Genomic DNA, 18227 nt, shown 5'->3' on the forward strand with positions numbered 1-18227 from the left:
CAGGCCGTCTCTCCGACCCGTCAGCACCGCCTCAGCAGCGCCGGTGAAGGGGGTTCTAAGGATAACCAACAAAAGCCGCAAGTGGAAAATTACGTTCTGCGCGATTTTTTTGCTTTTTTCGTTTAAGTATAAATAAAACAATAAGTTACATGCAGCTCACGATAGTCGATAACCATCAAAAGTACGATTAACCCCACAACAGTTAAGCTTGATCAGATTGGACGAAAAGGGATCAGCACAAGATATAGAGGATCGACGCAAAGGCCCCACAAGAAGCCGCGAGTCAGATTGGGCGAGTCGTAGCGAGTCTTGCGATTCCAAAGCCCTGAAAATGACAATCAACGCTCGGATACTCCGTCGAGTTCACTCCATAGATCTGCACGTACTCATTGGCTCATAAATTTGTATCTTGCTGCGGCAATGTCTTGCACACGCGACAATGATGCGTTCAGGTTCCCGAACAATCGAAACTGAACCGGCTGCAGAACAACGATGACCCCTGCTGATCCCTTTCCACTGGTACGGACTGTTGGCTTTGACGGCATTCTGGTGACCTACGCCGATACGATGACAGAACCTTCGAACCGAGCAGCGCTTGCGTTTCGAGCAGAGGTTGAACGACAGCAATGGAAAGGTGTGATCGAAACCTCAGCTTCGCTCGCGTCGACCTACATAAGGTTCGACCCCCAGATTTTGCCTCATAGTGATGTAGCAAACCGTGTTCACGGATTGCTGGCTCAGCAGGATTGGTACAGTGCTCCCCTTCCATCGGGGCGTAAGCTGTGGCGGGTGCCGACCGTTTATGGCACCGACCTCGCCCCTCAGCTTGAAGAGGCCGCCGCAGCGGCTGGCCTGTCACCCGCCGAAGCGATCCAGCGGCTCGGGCAGTCTCGGGTACGTGTACTGACGATCGGCTTTGCACCAGGTCAACCTTATCTTGGACCGCTGGGTCCCGAGTTCAACATTCCCCGATTGCAGGAACTGACACCGATGGTACCTGAGGGCGCATTGGTTCTGGCAATTTCTCAATTCGTTTTGTTCTCCGGCCCCACCCCGACAGGATGGCGTCATGTTGGCCAGACGGCATTTCGCTGCTTCCAGCCGGATAGCGATCAGAGCTTTGCCCTGAACCCGGGGGATGAAATGCAGTTTGAACCCATTTCAAAGGAACAGCTGGAACACATTAAGGCCAACAACGCTGATGGCACCGGTGGCGCTACCTGTCAGGAGATTGCGGAATGAGTCTGGTCGTTCATCGCATAGGCCCTGCTTGCACTGTGCAGGATCAGGGTCGATCAGGGTATCTGGATCAGGGATTGTCCCGTTCCGGTGCAGCGGACATTCCAGCCCTGCACGAAGGGGCAGCGCTGCTGGGACAGAGCCCGAGCCATGCAGCTCTGGAAATGGCGGGAATGGGTGGTGAGTTCGAAGCGACGCAAAACACCCGCGTCGCCCTTACCGGTGCGCCGATGCAGGCTAGCATCGATGGCAGTCCGGTTGCCTGGAATGCCTCACACCTGTTGGAGCTGGGACAGCGACTGGTGATCGGGGCGACGCTGCAAGGAAACTATGGCTATCTGCATCTTGGAGGTGGGATTGATACCAAGGTCTTTCTGGGGTCCCGCTCGGCCCATCTGACCGCCAAGATCGGTCGCGCAGTACAGGCAGGTGACACCATTCCCAAAGGAACCGATACCGGAGAAACGGGCATGAAATTGCGCCCTGATGAGCGGTTTTCAGGTGGCTTGCTGCGGGTCGTCAAAAGTTTTCAGACCGGCCTGTTCGACGACACCACTCTGGATCGCTTTACCAGCACCGAGTTTAAACGCGGCGCTCGTGCTAATCGGATGGGCATGCAGCTGGAAAGCGAAGGCGAAGGCTTTGCCGCAAAAGGCCAGCTGAACATTCTGTCCGAAGTGATCACGCCCGGAGACATTCAAATGACGGGAACGGGGAATCCGTTCATCCTGCTTCCGGAATGTCAGACCACCGGCGGTTATCCCCGCATCGCTACAGTTTTGCCCTGTGACCTGCCCCGCGCCGCGCAAACACCGGCAGGTAGCACCTTGCGGTTTGAGTTTGTAACCTTGGAAGAAGCCGTGGCGCTTCAGTCCGCCTATCGGGCAGAGCTTGCGCGCCTGCCAAATCGGGTCGAGGCATTGGTGCGCGATCCACATGACATCCCGGACCTGCTGTCCTACCAATTGATCGGCGGAGTGATCTCTGCCACCGACTAAGGAGACTTGCCGATGCCTCGCGTCGATCTGAATGCCGATATGGGTGAAAGCTTTGGCCCCTGGAAAATGGGGGACGATGAAAGCCTGCTGAAAATCATCACCTCCGCCAACATCGCCTGCGGCTTCCACGCGGGCGACCCGGATGTGATGGCCAAGACGATGACCACTGCAGCCGAAAACGGGGTCGGCATTGGCGCACATCCCGGTTTTCCGGACCTCCAGGGCTTTGGACGCCGCAACATGAAGGTGCCGCATGACAGCTTGCGGAATCTGGTGCGGTATCAACTGGGCTCTGCCATGGGTATGGCAACGGCCGTCGGTACAAAAGTACGCCATTTGAAACTGCATGGAGCACTGGCAAACATGTGCTCGGTTGATGTGGATATGGCGCGCGCCTGCTATCAGGGCGCGCTGGATGTGGATCCGGACATCATCATCATGGTCCTGGCGGTCACCAAACAGGAAGAGGCCGTGCGCGAACTGGGGTGCAAATGGGTGGGCGAGATTTTTGCCGACCGCGCCTATAATGACGACGGCACCCTGGTCGATCGCAGCCTTCCGGGTGCGGTGATCCATGATGCCGAGATTGCCGGTCCGCGCATTCTGAACATGGTCCGTGAAGGTGCAATTATCACCGAAAGCGGTAAGCGGCTGGAAACCTCGATCGACACGATCTGTCTGCATGGTGACGGACCAACCGCAGTTCAGATCGCAAAATCCGTTCGTGAAAACCTGATTGCAGGTGGTGTAGAGGTTACCAAATTCACGCGGTAGCCTTGCGGCAAAAAAAGGGCTGCGAAATTCCTTTCGCAGCCAATCACCATCCAGGAGAGAATGCCGGGCCTTATGATGGCCCGATCATGAAACAGGTAACGTTGCGCGCTTGAAGACGGCGGCAGGCCAGATCTGCCTGTTCGCGGGTCATACCCTGAAAAGTCGCCTCGAAACCACGAGAGCTTTGGTTCACCTTGCGTAGTGTCCCTTCTAGAGTGGTCATTTCTGACAGTGCGGTTTTCAGCAAGATCTTTTCCGCCTCGTAGCGAGTTGTGTAGCGACCTACATTGACGCCCCAGAGATGCCCGCCTGACGTAGACAGGCGTGTTACAACCTCTTGTTCGGGTTCCGGCTGCTCGGCGGGTTGAGTTGATGCAAGCACCAGATTGTCGGGCCGCAGTGCGGGTCGCGTATCGGCGTTTTCAACAGGCGGAGCTGTTGGTGCTATATCAGCTGCCGCAATGGCTGCTGCAATGCCATCCTGAATTCGCGCGCCATTCTTGGCGGCAGTTTCCGCCACAGCGCTGGCAACCTGAAGGCCCGCACCGGCACCGGGCCGCAAAACTGGCCGCAAGCTTTTCTTGGGCGCGCCAACCAGGCGCACAATCTTGGTCGCGTCACCAAGGCCGGTGTTGCCGGCATAAGCAGGGCGCGACGGTTTGCGGATCGGTGCGCGCGAGGGTGCGCGGCGGAAACCCAGGTCCAGCAACTCAGCTACTTTGGCGTTGCGCGAAGCACCCGATTTGCCACCAAAGACGGTAGCGATGATGCGTTCATCCTTGCGCTTGGCCGACGCAACCAGATTGAACCCGGCTGCACGGGTGTAGCCAGTCTTGATCCCGTCCGCCCCTTTATAGGCTGCCAACAGACGGCGGTTCGTGTTCGGAACTGTTTTGATACCCGCATGAGTCGATTGCCGCGAGAACAGGTTGTAGTACTGCGGGTAGTCATAAAGCAGGTGACGGCCCAGTGTAGTCATGTCGCGTGCGGTCGAAAGATGGCCCGATTCAGTCAGACCATGCGCGTTCTTGAAGGTGGTGCGGCTCATCCCCATCGCCTTGGCCGTGCGGGTCATGCGACGTGCAAAGGCGGCCTCGGATCCGCTGATCGCGATTCCGATTGCGGTTGCCGCATCATTGGCCGATTTCACGGCCGCCGCGCGGATCAGATAACGAAATGCAATGGTCTGCCCTGTACGCAAGCCCAGTTTCGACGGCGGCTCGGAAGAGGCCTTTTTGGTAATACGAACCGGTGTATCCAGGGTGATCTCGCCATTTCGCACCGCTTCGAATGCGATGTAGAGCGTCATCATTTTTGTCAGCGATGCCGGATGCAGCCGCGTGTCAGCATTGCGGGAATGCAATACCTCTCCGGTACGCGCATCGATTACCATCGCCGCATAAGGTGCTGAGATGGCCTGCAATGGCGCCAAAACTAGCAGCCATAGCATAGCTATAAGGATAAAGCCCATTCGGGCCGGAACTGTCCGCCGAATCTGCACGATCTTTGCCTCTGTCTGCCTCGCGCCGCCGGGTTTTCCCGGTCAGCTAATCTTGTTTTATTATGCTTCAGGCTAACACAGAGGGTGGCCGAAATAAACCGAAAGGTGAAATTTCCACACCAATGTTATCGTTTCAGGTAGCACTATATCTGGCTATTGAGCATGCGTGACCTACCAAACAGGCGATATTGCCGAAAACAAGGCACAGTGGGATTTCGAATTTTTCAAAACTGAGACCATTGCGCAACAGATCAGGGAATCTCCTGAACAAGCGATGCCAGACCACCCAGATTCCGCAGTTCGCGAAATCGGGGATTATCAACCGGAACATCTGCGTGCTCGATCTCCCATACCAGTCCGTGCGGGACGTAGACGCCCCAACACCCAGCCTGAATCGGTGCGACCACATCCGAGCGCACCGAATTACCCACCATCATCGACGCCCCCGGCCCGTCACCGTGGCGATCAAAGATCGTACGATAGGTGTCGGATGTCTTTTCCGAGACGATCTCGACCTCATCAAACAGTTCACCCAGACCCGATTGCGCAAGCTTGCGTTCCTGATCGATCAAATCTCCCTTGGTTATCAGCAACACACGATACGAGTGCGCGACAGATTCGATCGCCTCCCGAGCATGGGGCAGCAGTTCAATCGGATGGGCCAGCATCTCTTGCCCGGCCTCGACCAACTGGCGAATAACGGCTGCAGGCACCTTGTCCTCAGTCACCTCGATCGCAGTTTCGATCATCGACAATGTGAAGCCTTTGATTCCATACCCGTAGTGCCGGATGTTGCGCTTTTCCGCCGCAAGCAATCGATCCATCAGGTGATCACGCTCGGCATGATCGGCCAGCAGATCCGCAAAATACGCCTGCGTCAGCTGAAAAAACCGCTCATTATGCCAAAGAGTGTCGTCTGCATCGAAGCCTATGGTTGTCAGCTTGTCTTCCATTCCGATTACGTCCAGTCCCTCTTTCCTCTGGATACGGTGACGTTATATAAGCCAACAGATAAACCGAAGCTTGAATCGGAAACTCACTAGAAATGCTCGAAACCCAGTGGATGATGTCTGACAAGTCGGACGAGGATGGCGATACGTCAATCCTTGTTCAGACGAAGCCCAAGACCAAGCGTCCTCCGTTGTACAAAGTTCTGCTGCTGAACGACGATTACACGCCGATGGAATTCGTCGTGCACGTTCTCGAGCGTTTCTTCTCGATGACGCATGCGCAGGCGTTTGAAATCATGCTGACGGTGCACAAAAAAGGTGTGGCCGTCGTGGGCGTGTTCAGTCACGAAATCGCCGAGACCAAGGTCGGTCAGGTGATGGATTTTGCGCGTCGGCATCAACATCCGCTTCAGTGCACAATGGAACGGGAAGAGTAAGGCGGCAGAGCGGGCAATAGCCCGCGCCAGACCTTTTGCAGGAATTACCTATGTCCCCTCGCCTCAGCCTTGCATTGGAAAGCAGTCTGACGTTGTCACAGCCCGTGTCAGTCTTGGCGCCCACATCAGATCACGATCTGTCTGAATTGCCGCGCGAGACGCAGGTGGTTCAACCCTTCAAGCCCTTTCACGATCATTTCGAGGCGCAGGGTTTTGCAGCCACGCCTGCAGCGGATGACCCCTGTCAGGATGCGATTGTCTTTCTGCCTCGCGCCAAGGCGCTTGCCCGTGCTCTGGTGCATCAGGCGTGTCACCGCGCCAGTGGGACTGTCGTCGTGGACGGTGCAAAAACCGATGGCGTAGACAGTTTACTGAAAGACATTCGCAAACGGGTTCTGGTTGAAGGACCCATTGCCAAGGCCCACGGCAAAATCTTCTGGTTTCAATCCGACCCAGCGGCGTTCTCGGATTGGGCCGCAGCAGAAACGCAGCAGGCGGATGGGTTTCAGTCCGCACCCGGCGTGTTTTCTGCGGATGGGATCGATCCGGCTTCGGCTCTGCTGCTGAAAGCCTTACCCAAAAAACTGGGTTCACGGGTCGCCGATCTGGGCGCCGGATGGGGCTATCTGTCAGCAGGTTTGCTGAAGGACGACAGCATCCGTGCATTGCATCTGGTCGAGGCAGACCATACCGCCCTGGATTGTGCGCGCGCCAACGTAACAGATTCTCGTGCCCAGTTTTATTGGGCAGATGCCGTCACATGGAACGCTCCGGAACCGATAGATACCGTCATCATGAACCCACCGTTCCACACATCCCGCAGTGCTGACCCGGCACTTGGACAGGGGTTCATAAGCGCGGCAGCGCGCAATCTGGTCCGTTCGGGTCACCTATGGATGGTGGCCAACCGCCACCTGCCCTACGAAGCAACCCTGAGCGACATGTTTGCGCAGGTCGATGAGGTAGCCGGAGACAATCGGTTCAAGGTTTTTCATGCCTCTCGCCCTCGGCGATAAGGCCCGCTAACCTGCGCCACAACTCAGGAGGATTCGAATGTCCTTTTCCATAGCTGGCAAAACAGCAATCGTTACGGGCGGAGCAAATGGGATCGGCTTGGCCATCGGGCGTCACTTTGCGGATGCCGGGGCTAACGTCATGTTCGCCGACATGGATGAAAAGCGCCTGCTTGAAGAGTTGGGTGAACAGGCCGATGACAGCAATATCCGCTATTTTGCAGGCGATCTTCGTGAAAAGCTGACAATCGCGAACCTGCTTTCTGCGACATTGGACGCCTTCGATCAGGTCGACATTCTGATCAACGGTGCCCGGCAGGTCATACCCTCTGATCCGCTGGACATGGAGGACGACTCGGTTCGCACCCTGCTAAACCAGAACCTCATGCCGGCCTTGCGGCTGAGCCAGCTGGTTTCCAAGCGTATGATCAAGCAGGCTGGTGACGATGATGAAAACCCAGCCGGTTCCATCATCAATCTGTCCTCAATTGCCGCGCGTCGCACTCATCCGGACCTGATGGCCTATTCGGTTTCAACAGCAGCTCTGGATCAGATGACACGGTCTCTGGCTGTTGCCCTGGCCCCGAACCGGATTCGCGTGAACTCAATCGCGCTGGGTTCGGTAATGAGCGCATCATTGCAATCCACCCTGAAAGAGAACCGGGATTTCCGGGACGATATCGAAAAGCACACACCGTTGGCGCGTATCGCTGCGCCCAATGAACTGGTTGAAACCGCACAATTCCTGGCCTCGGACGCGGCAGGTTTCATGACCGGACAAATTCTGACAATCGACGGCGGCCGCACCCTGCTGGACCCGGTCGCTGCCCCTGCACATTAAGACCCATGTTTGAAACTGAAAAAGCTACTGCTGCAGCCTGGTTCCGTGAGCTGCGCGATGACATCGTCACCGCCTTTGAAGCGCTTGAAGACAGCCACGAGGCTGGACCGTTCTCGGACGCAAAACCCGGCCGATTCGAAGTCAAGGAAACCAGACGCCAATCCGATGACGGTTCGGACGCAGGCGGCGGACTAATGTCGGTGATGCGCGGTGGGCGTGTATTCGAGAAGGTCGGTGTCAACGTCTCGACCGTTTATGGAACACTGGGCGAGCGCGCCCAGCAAGCAATGGCTGCGCGCAAGGGCATTCCGGGCATGAAGGATGACCCAAGGTTCTGGGCCTCGGGGATCAGTCTGGTCGCGCATATGCAGAATCCGCATGTCCCGGCGGTCCATATGAACACGCGTATGTTCTGGACCCCCCATGCCTGGTGGTTTGGCGGCGGATCCGATCTGAATCCGTGCATCGAATATGATGACGACACAGCGCATTTCCACGCGACGCAAAAGGCGCATCTGGATCCGCATGGCCCCGGCCACTACCCGCGTCTGAAGGAATGGGCGGACGAGTACTTCTACATCCCGCACCGCAAGCGAGCACGTGGAGTTGGCGGCATATTCATGGACGACTATTGCACCGGGGACTGGCGGGCCGACTTTGCGCTGACGCAGGATATCGGGCGTGCGTTTCTGCCGGCCTTCCTGCCCCTCGTCGAAAAGCGCCGAGTTCAGGGCTTCGGCGAAGACGACAAGAACACGCAACTGGTGCACCGTGGCCTCTATGCCGAATACAACCTTGTCTACGACCGGGGCACCAAATTCGGGCTGGAAACCGGACACGACCCAGACGCGGTTCTGATGAGCCTGCCACCTCTGGCCAAATGGGTCTGAACCTCGGGCTCAGAAACCCAGATCCATGAAGTTGTCGTAGCAATACCCCTGCGCAGACGCAGCCGTCATGTTCGCCCCTACCCGTTTGACAGTGACAGAATAGCCTGGACTTGTGTCAGCCCCGGCCGGCGGTGTCAGGGAGAACTGGACCGTCCGCACGCCAGGCTCATATGCCCTGTAGATATAGATGCGCTGCGTGGCAGACGTTCTGAGGGTGCGGATGGCAAAATCGCCGATCCCGCACCAATAGGTGACGGGCGCGGTGCTACCGCTGGTTGCCACTTCGTAAACACCGCCATCCATCGGAGTAACCGTTGTCTGATAGGCGGGCCGTATGCCGACGCCAAACCCTATGGCGGACGCAAATCCCGGTACCAAAATCAGCGAGATCAAAGTGCTTATCTTCACCAAGCGGTTCATAATAAATCCAATCCCAAGAATTCTTGTTTGAGATCGATAATAGATGGCGTGCCGGTTGAGTAAAGCCGGACAGGCCACATGCAAGGGTCATTGACCCAAATCGCACTCGGCCAAAAAGCTATCATTTCAACAATTTGCGCGCTAACATCGCGATATGTTTGTTTGTTGAGGTGCATGTTGAGCAAGACGTTTCCAAAGGACTGGTTCGATATTTCGCCCGAGAAATACGCGGATTTCGGTGCTTTGTTTTATCTTGCCGGACTGACCAAAACGCATCAAAAGCGCAGCCTTGCTCAGGTTCTGTATGCCTTTGAAACACCTCTTCGACTGGGCCAGTATCATATCTTTCGTCAGAACGGCTTTCCCCGCGGGTTCGTTACCTTTGCCGGCCTCAGCCCCGATGCCGAATACAAATATGCAGTTCAGGAAAAAGCGCTGACAGACACGGATTTCACAAGCGGATCTTCATTCTGGATTGTCGATCTCGTTGCCCCGTTTGGACAGACCAGCCAGATGGTGGATATTCTCAAACGTGAAATACCCCATCCGCGCGTCCGGACCAACAGAATGGATAGCGATCTGACCCGGAACAGGATCGTTGAATGGACCCGGGACGACGCAGGCGAAGTACATATGCGGCTGTATAAGAAAAAGGAGTTCGCACAGGCGCTGAAAGAGGAAGGATCCTAGAATGGTCTCAATCATCGGCGACACAACAGGTTCGGTAACCGGTGACCCACCGAATATTGCGGACGGTGATCTGGGCATAACCAGCGGGTTCCCGATCATTTCTCAGGACTGGGAAATTCAAACGCCGCCTGCATTCGGCACAGCGACCATTGATCCTGCGACCGGGGAATGGACCTACACCGTTGATCCAACTTTCTTTGATGATCTGGACAATGGAGAGATCGTTACCGACACGTTCACCGTGCAGGTAACTGCGGTTGTCAGCGTGTTTGGCTTCCCGGTTGAGGACATCCAAACGCAGCAAATCACAATCACCATTGAAGGCGTCTGCTTCACCGCAGGCACGCTGATAAATGCGCGGGACGGCCCGTGTCTCATCGAAAACTTGCGCGTAGGCGATCTTGTCGTCACCGAAGATCACGGTTTGCAACCGATCCGTTGGATCGAAGGCAGTCAGATGAGTGCTGAACACCTACGCGCAAACCCGGCGATGCGACCGGTTCGAATTGCTGCAGGAAGTCTTGGCCCCGGCTTGCCAAAGCGTGATTTGCTCGTGTCGCAGCAGCACCGTGTCCTAGTCCGTGGCCCCAAAGTTGAGCTGTTGTTTGGCGCATCCGAAGCTCTGGTTGCTGCCAAGCACTTGTGCTCGTGGCCCGGGATTTCCGTCGATACATCGGATACGCCAGTTGAATACATGCATATCCTGCTGGATCGTCACGAAATCCTGATGGCCGAAGGCGCCCCGGCCGAGAGTTTGTTTCTGGGCGAAGAAGCGCTGCACACACTATCGTCGGATGGGTTGCAGGAACTGGCCGAAATCTTTCCTGACCAGCCAGCTTCTGATGGAATGAGTTTCGGGCGCGCAGCGCGGGTCATTCTGCGTGAACACGAAGCGCGGGCACTGGCCTGAGATCAGGCCTGCCCGTTCGCGGCAACGCGCCCGCCCACATCCTGCGGAGCCAGCGCAACCGTCTTGATAACCGCATAACAGGGATGACCGGGAGTGAGACCCAACGCCGAGACGGACCGACGTGTCACGCGTGCCAGTATGGCGCCAGCCGGCGTTTGAACCGACACGATTGCCCCCGGCCCTTCGCCTGCCCGGATCGTATCGACTGTTCCTTCCAACACATTCAGTGCCGACAGACCTTCCGGTTTTCGATCTGACAGAATGACCTCTTGGGCCGGAATGCGGATACGCAACTGTTCCCCAACGCGATGCGGAATCTTTGGCAGAAATAAACGGCTACCCCCTGCCTCAAGCTCGGTCAGCCCGTCCGCATGATGCTCCGCAACCTTAACTCGCAACACAGCACCAACTGCTCGAACACCGGCGGGGGCAACAGAGGGGTCCGCCAACACCTCGGACGCCGGACCATGACGCAGAGCCTTTCCATCCTGCAGCGCCACTACCGAAGTAGCCAACCGCGCGACTTCTGCGGCCGAATGCGTGACGTAGAGGATCGGAACTGACACTTCGTCCCTCAATCGCTCGAAATAAGGAAGGATTTCCGCCTTTCGGGCATCATCCAGCGCTGCCAAGGGCTCATCTGCCAAAATTAGGCGGGGGCTGGCCAGTAAGGCACGACCAATCGCTACCCTTTGTTTCTCACCGCCCGACAGTTTAGCGGGGCGGCGGTCCAGCAGATGACCAATCCCCAGCATTTCGATAACTTTGTCCGGGTTTTCACGTTGCGCGTTTCTGGGTGCGAACCAGCGCCCGAACGCCAGATTTTGGCGAACCGTCAAATGCGGAAATAGCCTGCCTTCCTGAAAGATGTATCCCAGACGCCGCCGATGCGGCGGCAGCCACAATCCTTTGTCGGTGTCGAAAAGAACCCAGTCATCTACGGCAACCCGACCTGCCTGAGGTCGCAGCAATCCGGCGACCGCATCAACGATCGTCGTCTTACCCGAACCAGATCGCCCGAATAGAACCGTTACGCCAGGCGGTGCATCAAAGCTCAGATCCAGTTCGATCCCTGGCAGGCTGTGTTTCAAACGGACGGATAAGCTCATGATCCGGCCACCCGCGCAGCTGCACGCCGACCAATATACTCAGACAGCAGCAAGGCACCCATCGCTATGATGATGGAAATGATGACCAGCCGGGTCGCCGCCGCCTCCCCTCCCGGCACCTGCAAGAAGGCATAGACAGCCGAAGGTAATGTCTGCGTTTGACCCGGAATGTTCGACACGAATGTGATGGTCGCCCCAAATTCACCCATCGCCTTGGCGAATGCGAGGATCGCACCGGCAATGATCCCCGGAAGAATCATGGGTAAGGTCACGGTGGCAAAGACAAACGGTTGCGAAGCCCCAAGGGTGGCCCCAGCCTGTTCAAGCTTGGGATCAACCGCTTCAATCGACAGCCGGATCGCCCTCACCATCAGCGGAAATGCCATAATCCCTGCTGCAAGCGCAGCTCCGGTCCAACGGAAGGCAACAACGATGCCGATTTCCGCCAGAAGTTTCCCTAACGGTCCCTGCACACCAAATGTCAGAAGTAGCAGATAGCCAGTCACCACGGGTGGTAAGATCAGCGGCAGATGCACAAGGCCGTTCAACAGTTGCCGCCCCGGGAACCGCCATCGAGCAAGGGCATAGGCCACAAATATTCCCAACGGGAGCGTTGCGAGCGTTGCCCAGAAGGATACGCGCAGCGAAAGCCTCAGCGCTTCCAACTCTGCGGGGCCGAGCCATCCCATTATTGCGCACCCGGCAGAGAAAACCCCTGCTCCAGAAAGATGGCCTGCGCTTCTTCGGACTGCAGATAGCTCAGAAAGTCCTGTGCACCCTGTGCGGCGGATTTCGTCATGGCCGCCGGATAAATGATCGGCGCATGGGACCCGGAGGGGATCGTCCCAACAACACGGACCTGTTCCTCTGCCTGCGCATCAGAACGGTAAACTATGCCCAGAGGTGACGCCCCGGTGGCAACCAACGCAAGAGCTGCACGAACATTGTCTGCCTGCGCGACTTTGCCTTGAACACCATCCCAAAGGCCCAGATTCTGCAAAGCTGTCTTTCCATAGATCCCTGCCGGCACGGCATCGACAAGGGCCATCGCTAGATAGCCATCCTTCAACTCTGATTGCAGGTCATAATCCGCGCTGAGTTCGCCAGTGTCAGACTGACCCGAACCGCCAATCAACACCAAACCGTTGCCCAGCAGATCGATCCGGGAATCAGCTTCGATCCGGTCGTGATCCTCAAGGTAATCCATCCATTCGACATTGGCCGAGATGAACACATCTGCAGGGGCACCAAGCTGTATCTGGCGTGCCAGAACCGATGATGCCGCGTAAGAGATCGTGACCTCTTGCCCCGATTGTTCTTCAAAATCCGTGGCAATCTCATCCAACGCGGTTTTCAGACTGGCCGCTGCAAACACCAGCGTTTCTTCGGCTGCTGCCCGAATCGGGACTAAGGCCAAAGCGCAAATCGACAGCATTGCGAACAGATGGCGGCATGCGCCGGGCTGCATCCTGTGCTCTCCCGTTAGGAAAGTAACTCTCTCAGGGAATATCGGAGGCAGCCGGGCACAAGCAAGGTCATTTGCGGAACACAAAGGTGTATGCGGCGGAAAAGACAGCACATCCCGACGGTTCGGGGGCGAATTACGGACACATTTACTGGTGCAAACCCGCAATCGGTTATTTTCTGCAAAACTTGTGCAAGAATTTATGCCTGACCCTCTTGCGCCCGCCCTCAGGCTTGGCTAAATCCCCCCTCACGGGTGATTAGCTCAGTTGGTAGAGCGCTTCGTTTACACCGAAGATGTCGGGAGTTCGAGTCTCTCATCACCCACCATCGACTTTCATTGAAAATCAATCCGGTAGTAGATATCGCGCCACAGGATGTTTGGCAGCGTACTACTCATCATATTGCACTTTCCTGCTATGCCTTGGCAAAGGAACACGGCTTTTCAGTGCTCACAATACTGGCTTTGTCCAACTCAACCGGCGATTCTCAAGAATCCTGACCGGTTTAGGTATACCACCAGCTCCGCATTGCAGCGTTCATCGATCTCAGGATGTCGCACAGATTTTGGCCGCTACCCGAACAGGTTGCGTCGCGAGTGGGTGCGGCGAATACCTTTGATCCGAAATCCAAAGCAGCGACGATCAATAGCTCTCGAATGGCCGTTGTTTTGACGCACGCCTCACCTTCTCTCTAAACCTAGCGCCTATTGGTGGCGCCCAGAGAAGCGGAGCTAAGACAATTAGCAATCGCCGGGTAACGCACGCCTTCCCGTTCAGCACTGTGCTGAGCGTTTTGGAAGAGACGCCCGACCATGAACTTGTCGGTTAAGTGACAGGCTTAGTGAGGCTTCTTTATGTGGACAGTTCGCGGCCAGGAGCCTGTCCTACACATCTGTGAGTGTCATTGGGGCATGCGATTTACGGCGAGAAATTTAGAAAGTCACAAATATATGACAAGTTCTCGCAATACTTATGCCAATATTGCAATACATATGAGATCAACCCCGCCGAGCTGTTTGTTGGTGTTTTTTTAACGAGGGGGTACTTCGGCGGGATCAGGGGTGAGAGCGTGTTGGCATTCCAAACTGCTGTACACAGCTCTCCCCCGACTTAACAAAATACGACCAATCTATCCGCCCCGAAGCCTTTGCATCAAATAAATCTCAGCCCCTTCCGGGATCGCCTCTGACAAGCCGCTGGCGATGATGCGCCCGTCGATGGCTACGGAAACACCCGCGTCGATCGGGGCCTGCAACTGTGGATAAACCCGCACCAAAGCACGCAGCAATTCTCCTGTGGTGGCGGCCTCGACCTCCACCACCTGCTTGCCCCCGGTCAAAGACCGGAGGCCAGACCAAAGGTGAACCTCAACCATCTTCCTTCAGCGCAGCAAGGATACGTGGTGGGGACATTGGCAACTGCCGCATGCGGACACCTGCAGCATTGGACACAGCGTTAGCGATCGCTGCCAGCGGCGGCACGATGCCGGTTTCACCCACACCTCGTACGCCGAATGGATGGCCCGGGTTGGGTACCTCTACAATCACTGTGTCGATCATTGGCAGGTCGCTGGCAACCGGGATGCGATAGTCGAGGAAGATCGAGTTCTGCAAGCGACCATCATCCCCGTAGACATACTCTTCGTTGAGCGCCCAGCCGATGCCCTGTGCCGCACCACCCTGATATTGCCCCTCGACGTAGTCCGGATGGATCGCCTTACCTGCATCCTGAATGACGGTGTAGCGGGTTACGCTGGTTTTGCCAGTTTCTGGATCAACCTCGGCATCGACAATATGCGTACCGAAAGAGACGCCTGCGCCTTCCGGGGTAGCCTCAAAATGTCCCGAGATCGGCCCACCCGTTGAACCCATGTCTGCGGTGATATCAGCCAGCGGCATGGGATCGAAGTCACCTGCATTCGGGCCAGAAGGCACGGCATGGCCGTTTTCCCATTTCACCGCGTCGGCGGGGATACCCCATTTGGCGGCCGCCCGTTCGCAGAGCTTTTCGACAGCACTACGTGCGGCCTTGATTGTCGCCAAGCCACTGGCATAGGTCACACGGCTGCCGTGGGATACGTCGTTATAGCCCAGCGTTGCAGTGTCCGCGACGGTCACACGGATGTTCTCATAAGGGATGCCCAGCACCTCGGCTGCCATCAGTGCCATTGAGGCGCGCGAACCACCAATATCCGGTGTACCGACCATCAACTGTGCAGAACCATCCTCAGACAGTGCCAGCGAGACAGATGTCTCACCACCATGGTTGAACCAGAAGCCGCAGGAAATGCCGCGCCCCTGCCCCGGTTTAAGCGGTGCTGAGTAATGCGGATGCGCCTTGGCGGCCTCGAGCGTTTCAACTAGCCCGATGCGTTCATACCGTGGGCCATAGCTGGCTTTGGTTCCTTCATGTGCCGCGTTTTTCAGACGCACATCCACCGGATCGAGCCCCAGCTTGTTGCACAGTTCATCCAGAACCGATTCCACTGCAAACGCGCCCATCGGCGCGCCAGGCGCACGATACGCGGCCTGTTTGGGACGGTTGGACATCACGTCATAACCTACCTGCCGCACATTGGTCAGGTTGTAGGGCGCAAAGGCGCACATAGCGGTCATATCGCCGGGCGCACCCGGGAAGGCCCCGCCTTGCAGGCGGAATACGCCTTGTGCAGCAGTTATCGTGCCATCCTTCTTCATGCCAATTTTAACGTCCATCGAAGCCGATGCGGTCGGTCCGGTCGCACGGAACACTTCGGACCGGTTCATGACGACCTTGACCGGGCGATTGGCCTTGCGGGACAGGGCCAGAGCGACGGGTTCGATAAAGACTGTGGTCTTGCCGCCAAATCCGCCACCAATTTCGGATGCAGTCACACGGAGTTGCGAGGTCTCAATTCCCAGCAGAGCAGCACAGGTTTTCTGCGCAATCCAGTGTCCCTGCGTTGTACACCACAACTCACCTTTGCCGTCATTACCTAGAGTCGCAAGGCAGGCATGAGGCTCAATGTAACCTTGGTGCGTTGCCTCGGTGACAAAGCTGTCTTCAATAACCAGATCGGCCTCAGCAAATCCGGCTTCGACATCGCCATGACCACTTTCATGGTAACGCACGACATTTGGATGCATCCCTTCGGGAACCGAGTAATCGGACGCGCCTTCGCGGATGACCGGCGCGTCGGGTTCCATTGCCTTGTCCACATCCGTCACATGAGGCAGGACTTCGTATTCCACTTCGATCAGCTTGAGCGCGTCCCGCGCGGCCAACGCCGAAGTCGCTGCAATGGCTGCCACGGCATGACCGTCGTACAGGGCTTTTTCGCCCGCCATAACGTTTTCCAGAACGTTCCAGAACTCGCCTTCGAGACCGGGCTTGAACTCAACCTTGTCGGAAAAATCCGCACGGGTGACGACGGCTTTCACATCCTTGTGCGCTTCGGCCCGCGAAGTATCGATACTGATGATGCGTGCATGTGCGTGGGGTGAGCGCAGAATGGCACCGTGCAACATGCCGGGCGCATAGGCATCCGCTCCGAACTTGGCACGGCCGGTCACCTTGTCCAGGCCATCGGGACGGTCAGGGCGTGTTCCTACAAATTTGAAATCTGATTTGCGATCATCGAGTGCCATTACGAAGCCTCCCGCAGTTCAGCAGCCGTATCCATCACGGCGCGGATAATCTTGTCGTACCCGGTACAGCGGCAAAGGTTGCCTGCGAGCCAATAACGCGCTTCTTCCTCGGTCGGGTTAGGGTTCTTTTCCAACAGCGACTTGGCCGCGACCAGAACACCGGGGGTGCAAACGCCACACTGAAGAGCTGCATGTTCAATAAAGTTCTTCTGTAGCGGGTGCAGGACATCGCCATCAGAGATGCCTTCGACCGTTTCGATCTGCTTGCCCTCGGCCTCAACACCCAGCATCAGGCAGGAGCACACCAGACGGCCATCAACCGTGACCGAACAGGCCCCGCAATCCCCGGTTCCGCAGCCTTCCTTGGCGCCGGTCAGGTTCAGCTTGTCGCGCAGACAATCCAGCAAGGTTTCGCGTGGATCGCACAGATATTCGACCGTATCTCCGTTCACGGTCGTGGATACGTGGAACTTGCTCATGCTTGCTCTCCCTTCGCACGGGCATAGGCAATCTTCGCGGCACGCTTGGTAAGCACACCTGCGACTTCGGTACGAAATTCAACAGTGCCGCGCTTGTCGTTGATCGGGTTGCAGGCTGCTGAAGCAGCCGCAGCCAAAGTTTCAAGCGCTGCGTCATCAAGCGTGGTGCCGATGATCGCCTTGGCGCATTCGTCAATCAGCAAGACAGTCGGCGCAACCGCACCCAGTGATACTCTGGCCTCAGCGATTGTATCCCCATCCAGACGCAGGTTCACCCCAACGCCGACGACAGCGATGTCCATCTCGGTGCGCGGGATGAAGCGCAGATACGCATCGCCACCATTTGCGCCGCGCGCCGGAATGTTCACAGCAGATATCAACTCACCTTTAGCCAGCGAGGTGCGGCCCGGGGCGGTGGGAATATCTTCGACAGCGACCTCGCGTGTGCCATCGGGGCCGATCACCGTAACGGTCACCCCGGCCGCCACCATCGCCGGCACGGAATCAGCAGCCGGTGAGGCATTGCATAGATTACCGGTCAAAGTTGCCCGCCCCTGAACCTGTGTCGAACCGATCAGATCCATCGCCTCGACTACACCGGGCCAATCGCTGACCAGCTCGGCATGTTCGCTCATCTCTGCTCCGGTAGCTGCGACACCCAGTGTCCAGCTGCCGTCTGCATTGCGGGTGATATCCGATACACCATTGATTTTCTTGATGTCGATAAGCGTATCAGGCGTCACAAGTTCTGATCGCAGCTGCACCAGAACATCGGTGCCGCCTGCCAGAAATCTTGTTACGCCCGTCGCGTTCGCAGCCAGAGCCGATGCCTCGGCGAAACTGGCGGGGCTGTGATAGTCCATGAATTTACCTCGCGCCTGTTG

The 18227-nt window shown here is 56.8% G+C and carries 19 protein-coding genes and 1 tRNA gene; 10 read left to right on the plus strand and 10 right to left on the minus strand.

Features of this window, described 5'->3' with window-relative positions; all coding sequences use genetic code 11:
• Positions 1–492 precede the first annotated feature (492 nt).
• Genes ACR0CW_RS20335 through ACR0CW_RS20345 form a run of 3 tightly spaced genes read left to right on the plus strand, consistent with a single transcriptional unit; the run spans position 493 to position 3011 of the window.
• Complete coding sequence (locus tag ACR0CW_RS20335) at positions 493–1242, plus strand: 5-oxoprolinase subunit B family protein (protein WP_480789162.1); 750 nt, start codon at positions 493–495, stop codon at positions 1240–1242.
• On the plus strand, positions 1239–2237 hold the full coding sequence (locus ACR0CW_RS20340; protein WP_480789163.1) for a 5-oxoprolinase subunit C family protein: 999 nt from the start codon (positions 1239–1241) through the stop codon (positions 2235–2237). Before ACR0CW_RS20335 ends, ACR0CW_RS20340 begins: the two co-directional genes overlap by 4 nt.
• A gap of 12 nt (positions 2238–2249) precedes the next feature.
• Positions 2250–3011, plus strand: coding sequence for a LamB/YcsF family protein (locus ACR0CW_RS20345; RefSeq protein ID WP_480789164.1), 762 nt, complete (start codon positions 2250–2252; stop codon positions 3009–3011).
• A 70-nt stretch (positions 3012–3081) separates the two neighbouring features.
• Here ACR0CW_RS20345 and ACR0CW_RS20350 read toward each other — a convergent pair whose 3' ends face one another.
• Together ACR0CW_RS20350 and ACR0CW_RS20355 are read right to left on the minus strand one after the other, a co-directional pair.
• Entirely contained in the window at positions 3082–4482 is a 1401-nt protein-coding gene (locus ACR0CW_RS20350) for a D-alanyl-D-alanine carboxypeptidase family protein (protein WP_480744848.1), read from the minus strand.
• A 281-nt stretch (positions 4483–4763) separates the two neighbouring features.
• A complete protein-coding gene (locus tag ACR0CW_RS20355) occupies positions 4764–5465 on the minus strand; it encodes an HAD family hydrolase (RefSeq protein WP_480789165.1) in 702 nt (233 codons plus the stop codon).
• A 92-nt stretch (positions 5466–5557) separates the two neighbouring features.
• Between ACR0CW_RS20355 and clpS the strand changes: the two genes are divergently transcribed.
• The 4 genes from clpS to hemF are packed head-to-tail and all read left to right on the plus strand — an operon-like array spanning position 5558 to position 8643.
• Positions 5558–5899 carry an ATP-dependent Clp protease adapter ClpS gene (clpS, locus tag ACR0CW_RS20360; RefSeq protein WP_155143000.1) on the plus strand — a complete coding sequence of 114 codons (342 nt, stop codon included), beginning with the start codon at positions 5558–5560 and terminating at the stop codon, positions 5897–5899.
• Positions 5900–5949: 50 nt separating this feature from the next.
• The gene (locus ACR0CW_RS20365) at positions 5950–6915 is read left to right on the plus strand and encodes a class I SAM-dependent methyltransferase (RefSeq protein ID WP_480789166.1); all 966 of its coding nucleotides are present in this window, start codon (positions 5950–5952) and stop codon (positions 6913–6915) included.
• Between the two features lie 37 nt (positions 6916–6952).
• Positions 6953–7753 carry an SDR family NAD(P)-dependent oxidoreductase gene (locus ACR0CW_RS20370; RefSeq protein ID WP_170336988.1) on the plus strand — a complete coding sequence of 267 codons (801 nt, stop codon included), beginning with the start codon at positions 6953–6955 and terminating at the stop codon, positions 7751–7753.
• Between the two features lie 5 nt (positions 7754–7758).
• Positions 7759–8643, plus strand: a complete 885-nt coding sequence (gene hemF / locus ACR0CW_RS20375; RefSeq protein ID WP_480789167.1) for an oxygen-dependent coproporphyrinogen oxidase — start codon at positions 7759–7761, stop codon at positions 8641–8643.
• A gap of 9 nt (positions 8644–8652) precedes the next feature.
• On the opposite strand, the gene ACR0CW_RS20380 is transcribed toward hemF, so the two are convergent.
• Positions 8653–9051, minus strand: coding sequence for a hypothetical protein (locus ACR0CW_RS20380; RefSeq protein WP_367646994.1), 399 nt, complete (start codon positions 9049–9051; stop codon positions 8653–8655).
• Positions 9052–9237: 186 nt separating this feature from the next.
• Between ACR0CW_RS20380 and ACR0CW_RS20385 the strand changes: the two genes are divergently transcribed.
• Positions 9238–9753: a toxin-activating lysine-acyltransferase gene (locus tag ACR0CW_RS20385; RefSeq protein ID WP_254436940.1), complete on the plus strand. Its 516-nt coding sequence runs from the start codon at positions 9238–9240 to the stop codon at positions 9751–9753.
• Between the two features lies 1 nt (position 9754).
• Positions 9755–10663, plus strand: a complete 909-nt coding sequence (locus tag ACR0CW_RS20390) for a Hint domain-containing protein (RefSeq protein WP_480789168.1) — start codon at positions 9755–9757, stop codon at positions 10661–10663.
• Positions 10664–10665: 2 nt separating this feature from the next.
• On the opposite strand, the gene modC is transcribed toward ACR0CW_RS20390, so the two are convergent.
• The 3 genes from modC to modA are packed head-to-tail and all read right to left on the minus strand — an operon-like array spanning position 10666 to position 13240.
• Entirely contained in the window at positions 10666–11772 is a 1107-nt protein-coding gene (gene modC, locus ACR0CW_RS20395; protein WP_480789169.1) for a molybdenum ABC transporter ATP-binding protein, read from the minus strand.
• The gene (gene modB, locus ACR0CW_RS20400; protein ID WP_480789170.1) at positions 11769–12461 is read right to left on the minus strand and encodes a molybdate ABC transporter permease subunit; all 693 of its coding nucleotides are present in this window, start codon (positions 12459–12461) and stop codon (positions 11769–11771) included. Before modB ends, modC begins: the two co-directional genes overlap by 4 nt.
• Positions 12461–13240 carry a molybdate ABC transporter substrate-binding protein gene (gene modA / locus ACR0CW_RS20405; protein ID WP_480789171.1) on the minus strand — a complete coding sequence of 260 codons (780 nt, stop codon included), beginning with the start codon at positions 13238–13240 and terminating at the stop codon, positions 12461–12463. Before modA ends, modB begins: the two co-directional genes overlap by 1 nt.
• Before the next feature lie 250 nt (positions 13241–13490).
• On the opposite strand from modA, the gene ACR0CW_RS20410 reads away from it, so the two are divergent.
• A tRNA-Val gene (locus ACR0CW_RS20410) sits at positions 13491–13566 on the plus strand.
• Positions 13567–14367: 801 nt separating this feature from the next.
• Here the strand turns inward: ACR0CW_RS20410 and ACR0CW_RS20415 are convergent.
• The 4 genes from ACR0CW_RS20415 to ACR0CW_RS20430 are packed head-to-tail and all read right to left on the minus strand — an operon-like array spanning position 14368 to position 18206.
• The gene (locus tag ACR0CW_RS20415) at positions 14368–14613 is read right to left on the minus strand and encodes a MoaD/ThiS family protein (protein ID WP_170336999.1); all 246 of its coding nucleotides are present in this window, start codon (positions 14611–14613) and stop codon (positions 14368–14370) included.
• Positions 14606–16864 carry a xanthine dehydrogenase family protein molybdopterin-binding subunit gene (locus ACR0CW_RS20420; RefSeq protein WP_480789172.1) on the minus strand — a complete coding sequence of 753 codons (2259 nt, stop codon included), beginning with the start codon at positions 16862–16864 and terminating at the stop codon, positions 14606–14608. Before ACR0CW_RS20420 ends, ACR0CW_RS20415 begins: the two co-directional genes overlap by 8 nt.
• Positions 16864–17343: a (2Fe-2S)-binding protein gene (locus ACR0CW_RS20425; RefSeq protein ID WP_155142991.1), complete on the minus strand. Its 480-nt coding sequence runs from the start codon at positions 17341–17343 to the stop codon at positions 16864–16866. Before ACR0CW_RS20425 ends, ACR0CW_RS20420 begins: the two co-directional genes overlap by 1 nt.
• Positions 17340–18206: an FAD binding domain-containing protein gene (locus tag ACR0CW_RS20430; protein WP_480789173.1), complete on the minus strand. Its 867-nt coding sequence runs from the start codon at positions 18204–18206 to the stop codon at positions 17340–17342. The genes ACR0CW_RS20425 and ACR0CW_RS20430 overlap by 4 nt, the downstream gene beginning before the upstream one ends.
• Between the last annotated feature and the right edge of the window lie 21 nt (positions 18207–18227).

It is taken from the genome of Ruegeria sp. CH6 (assembly GCF_056537005.1).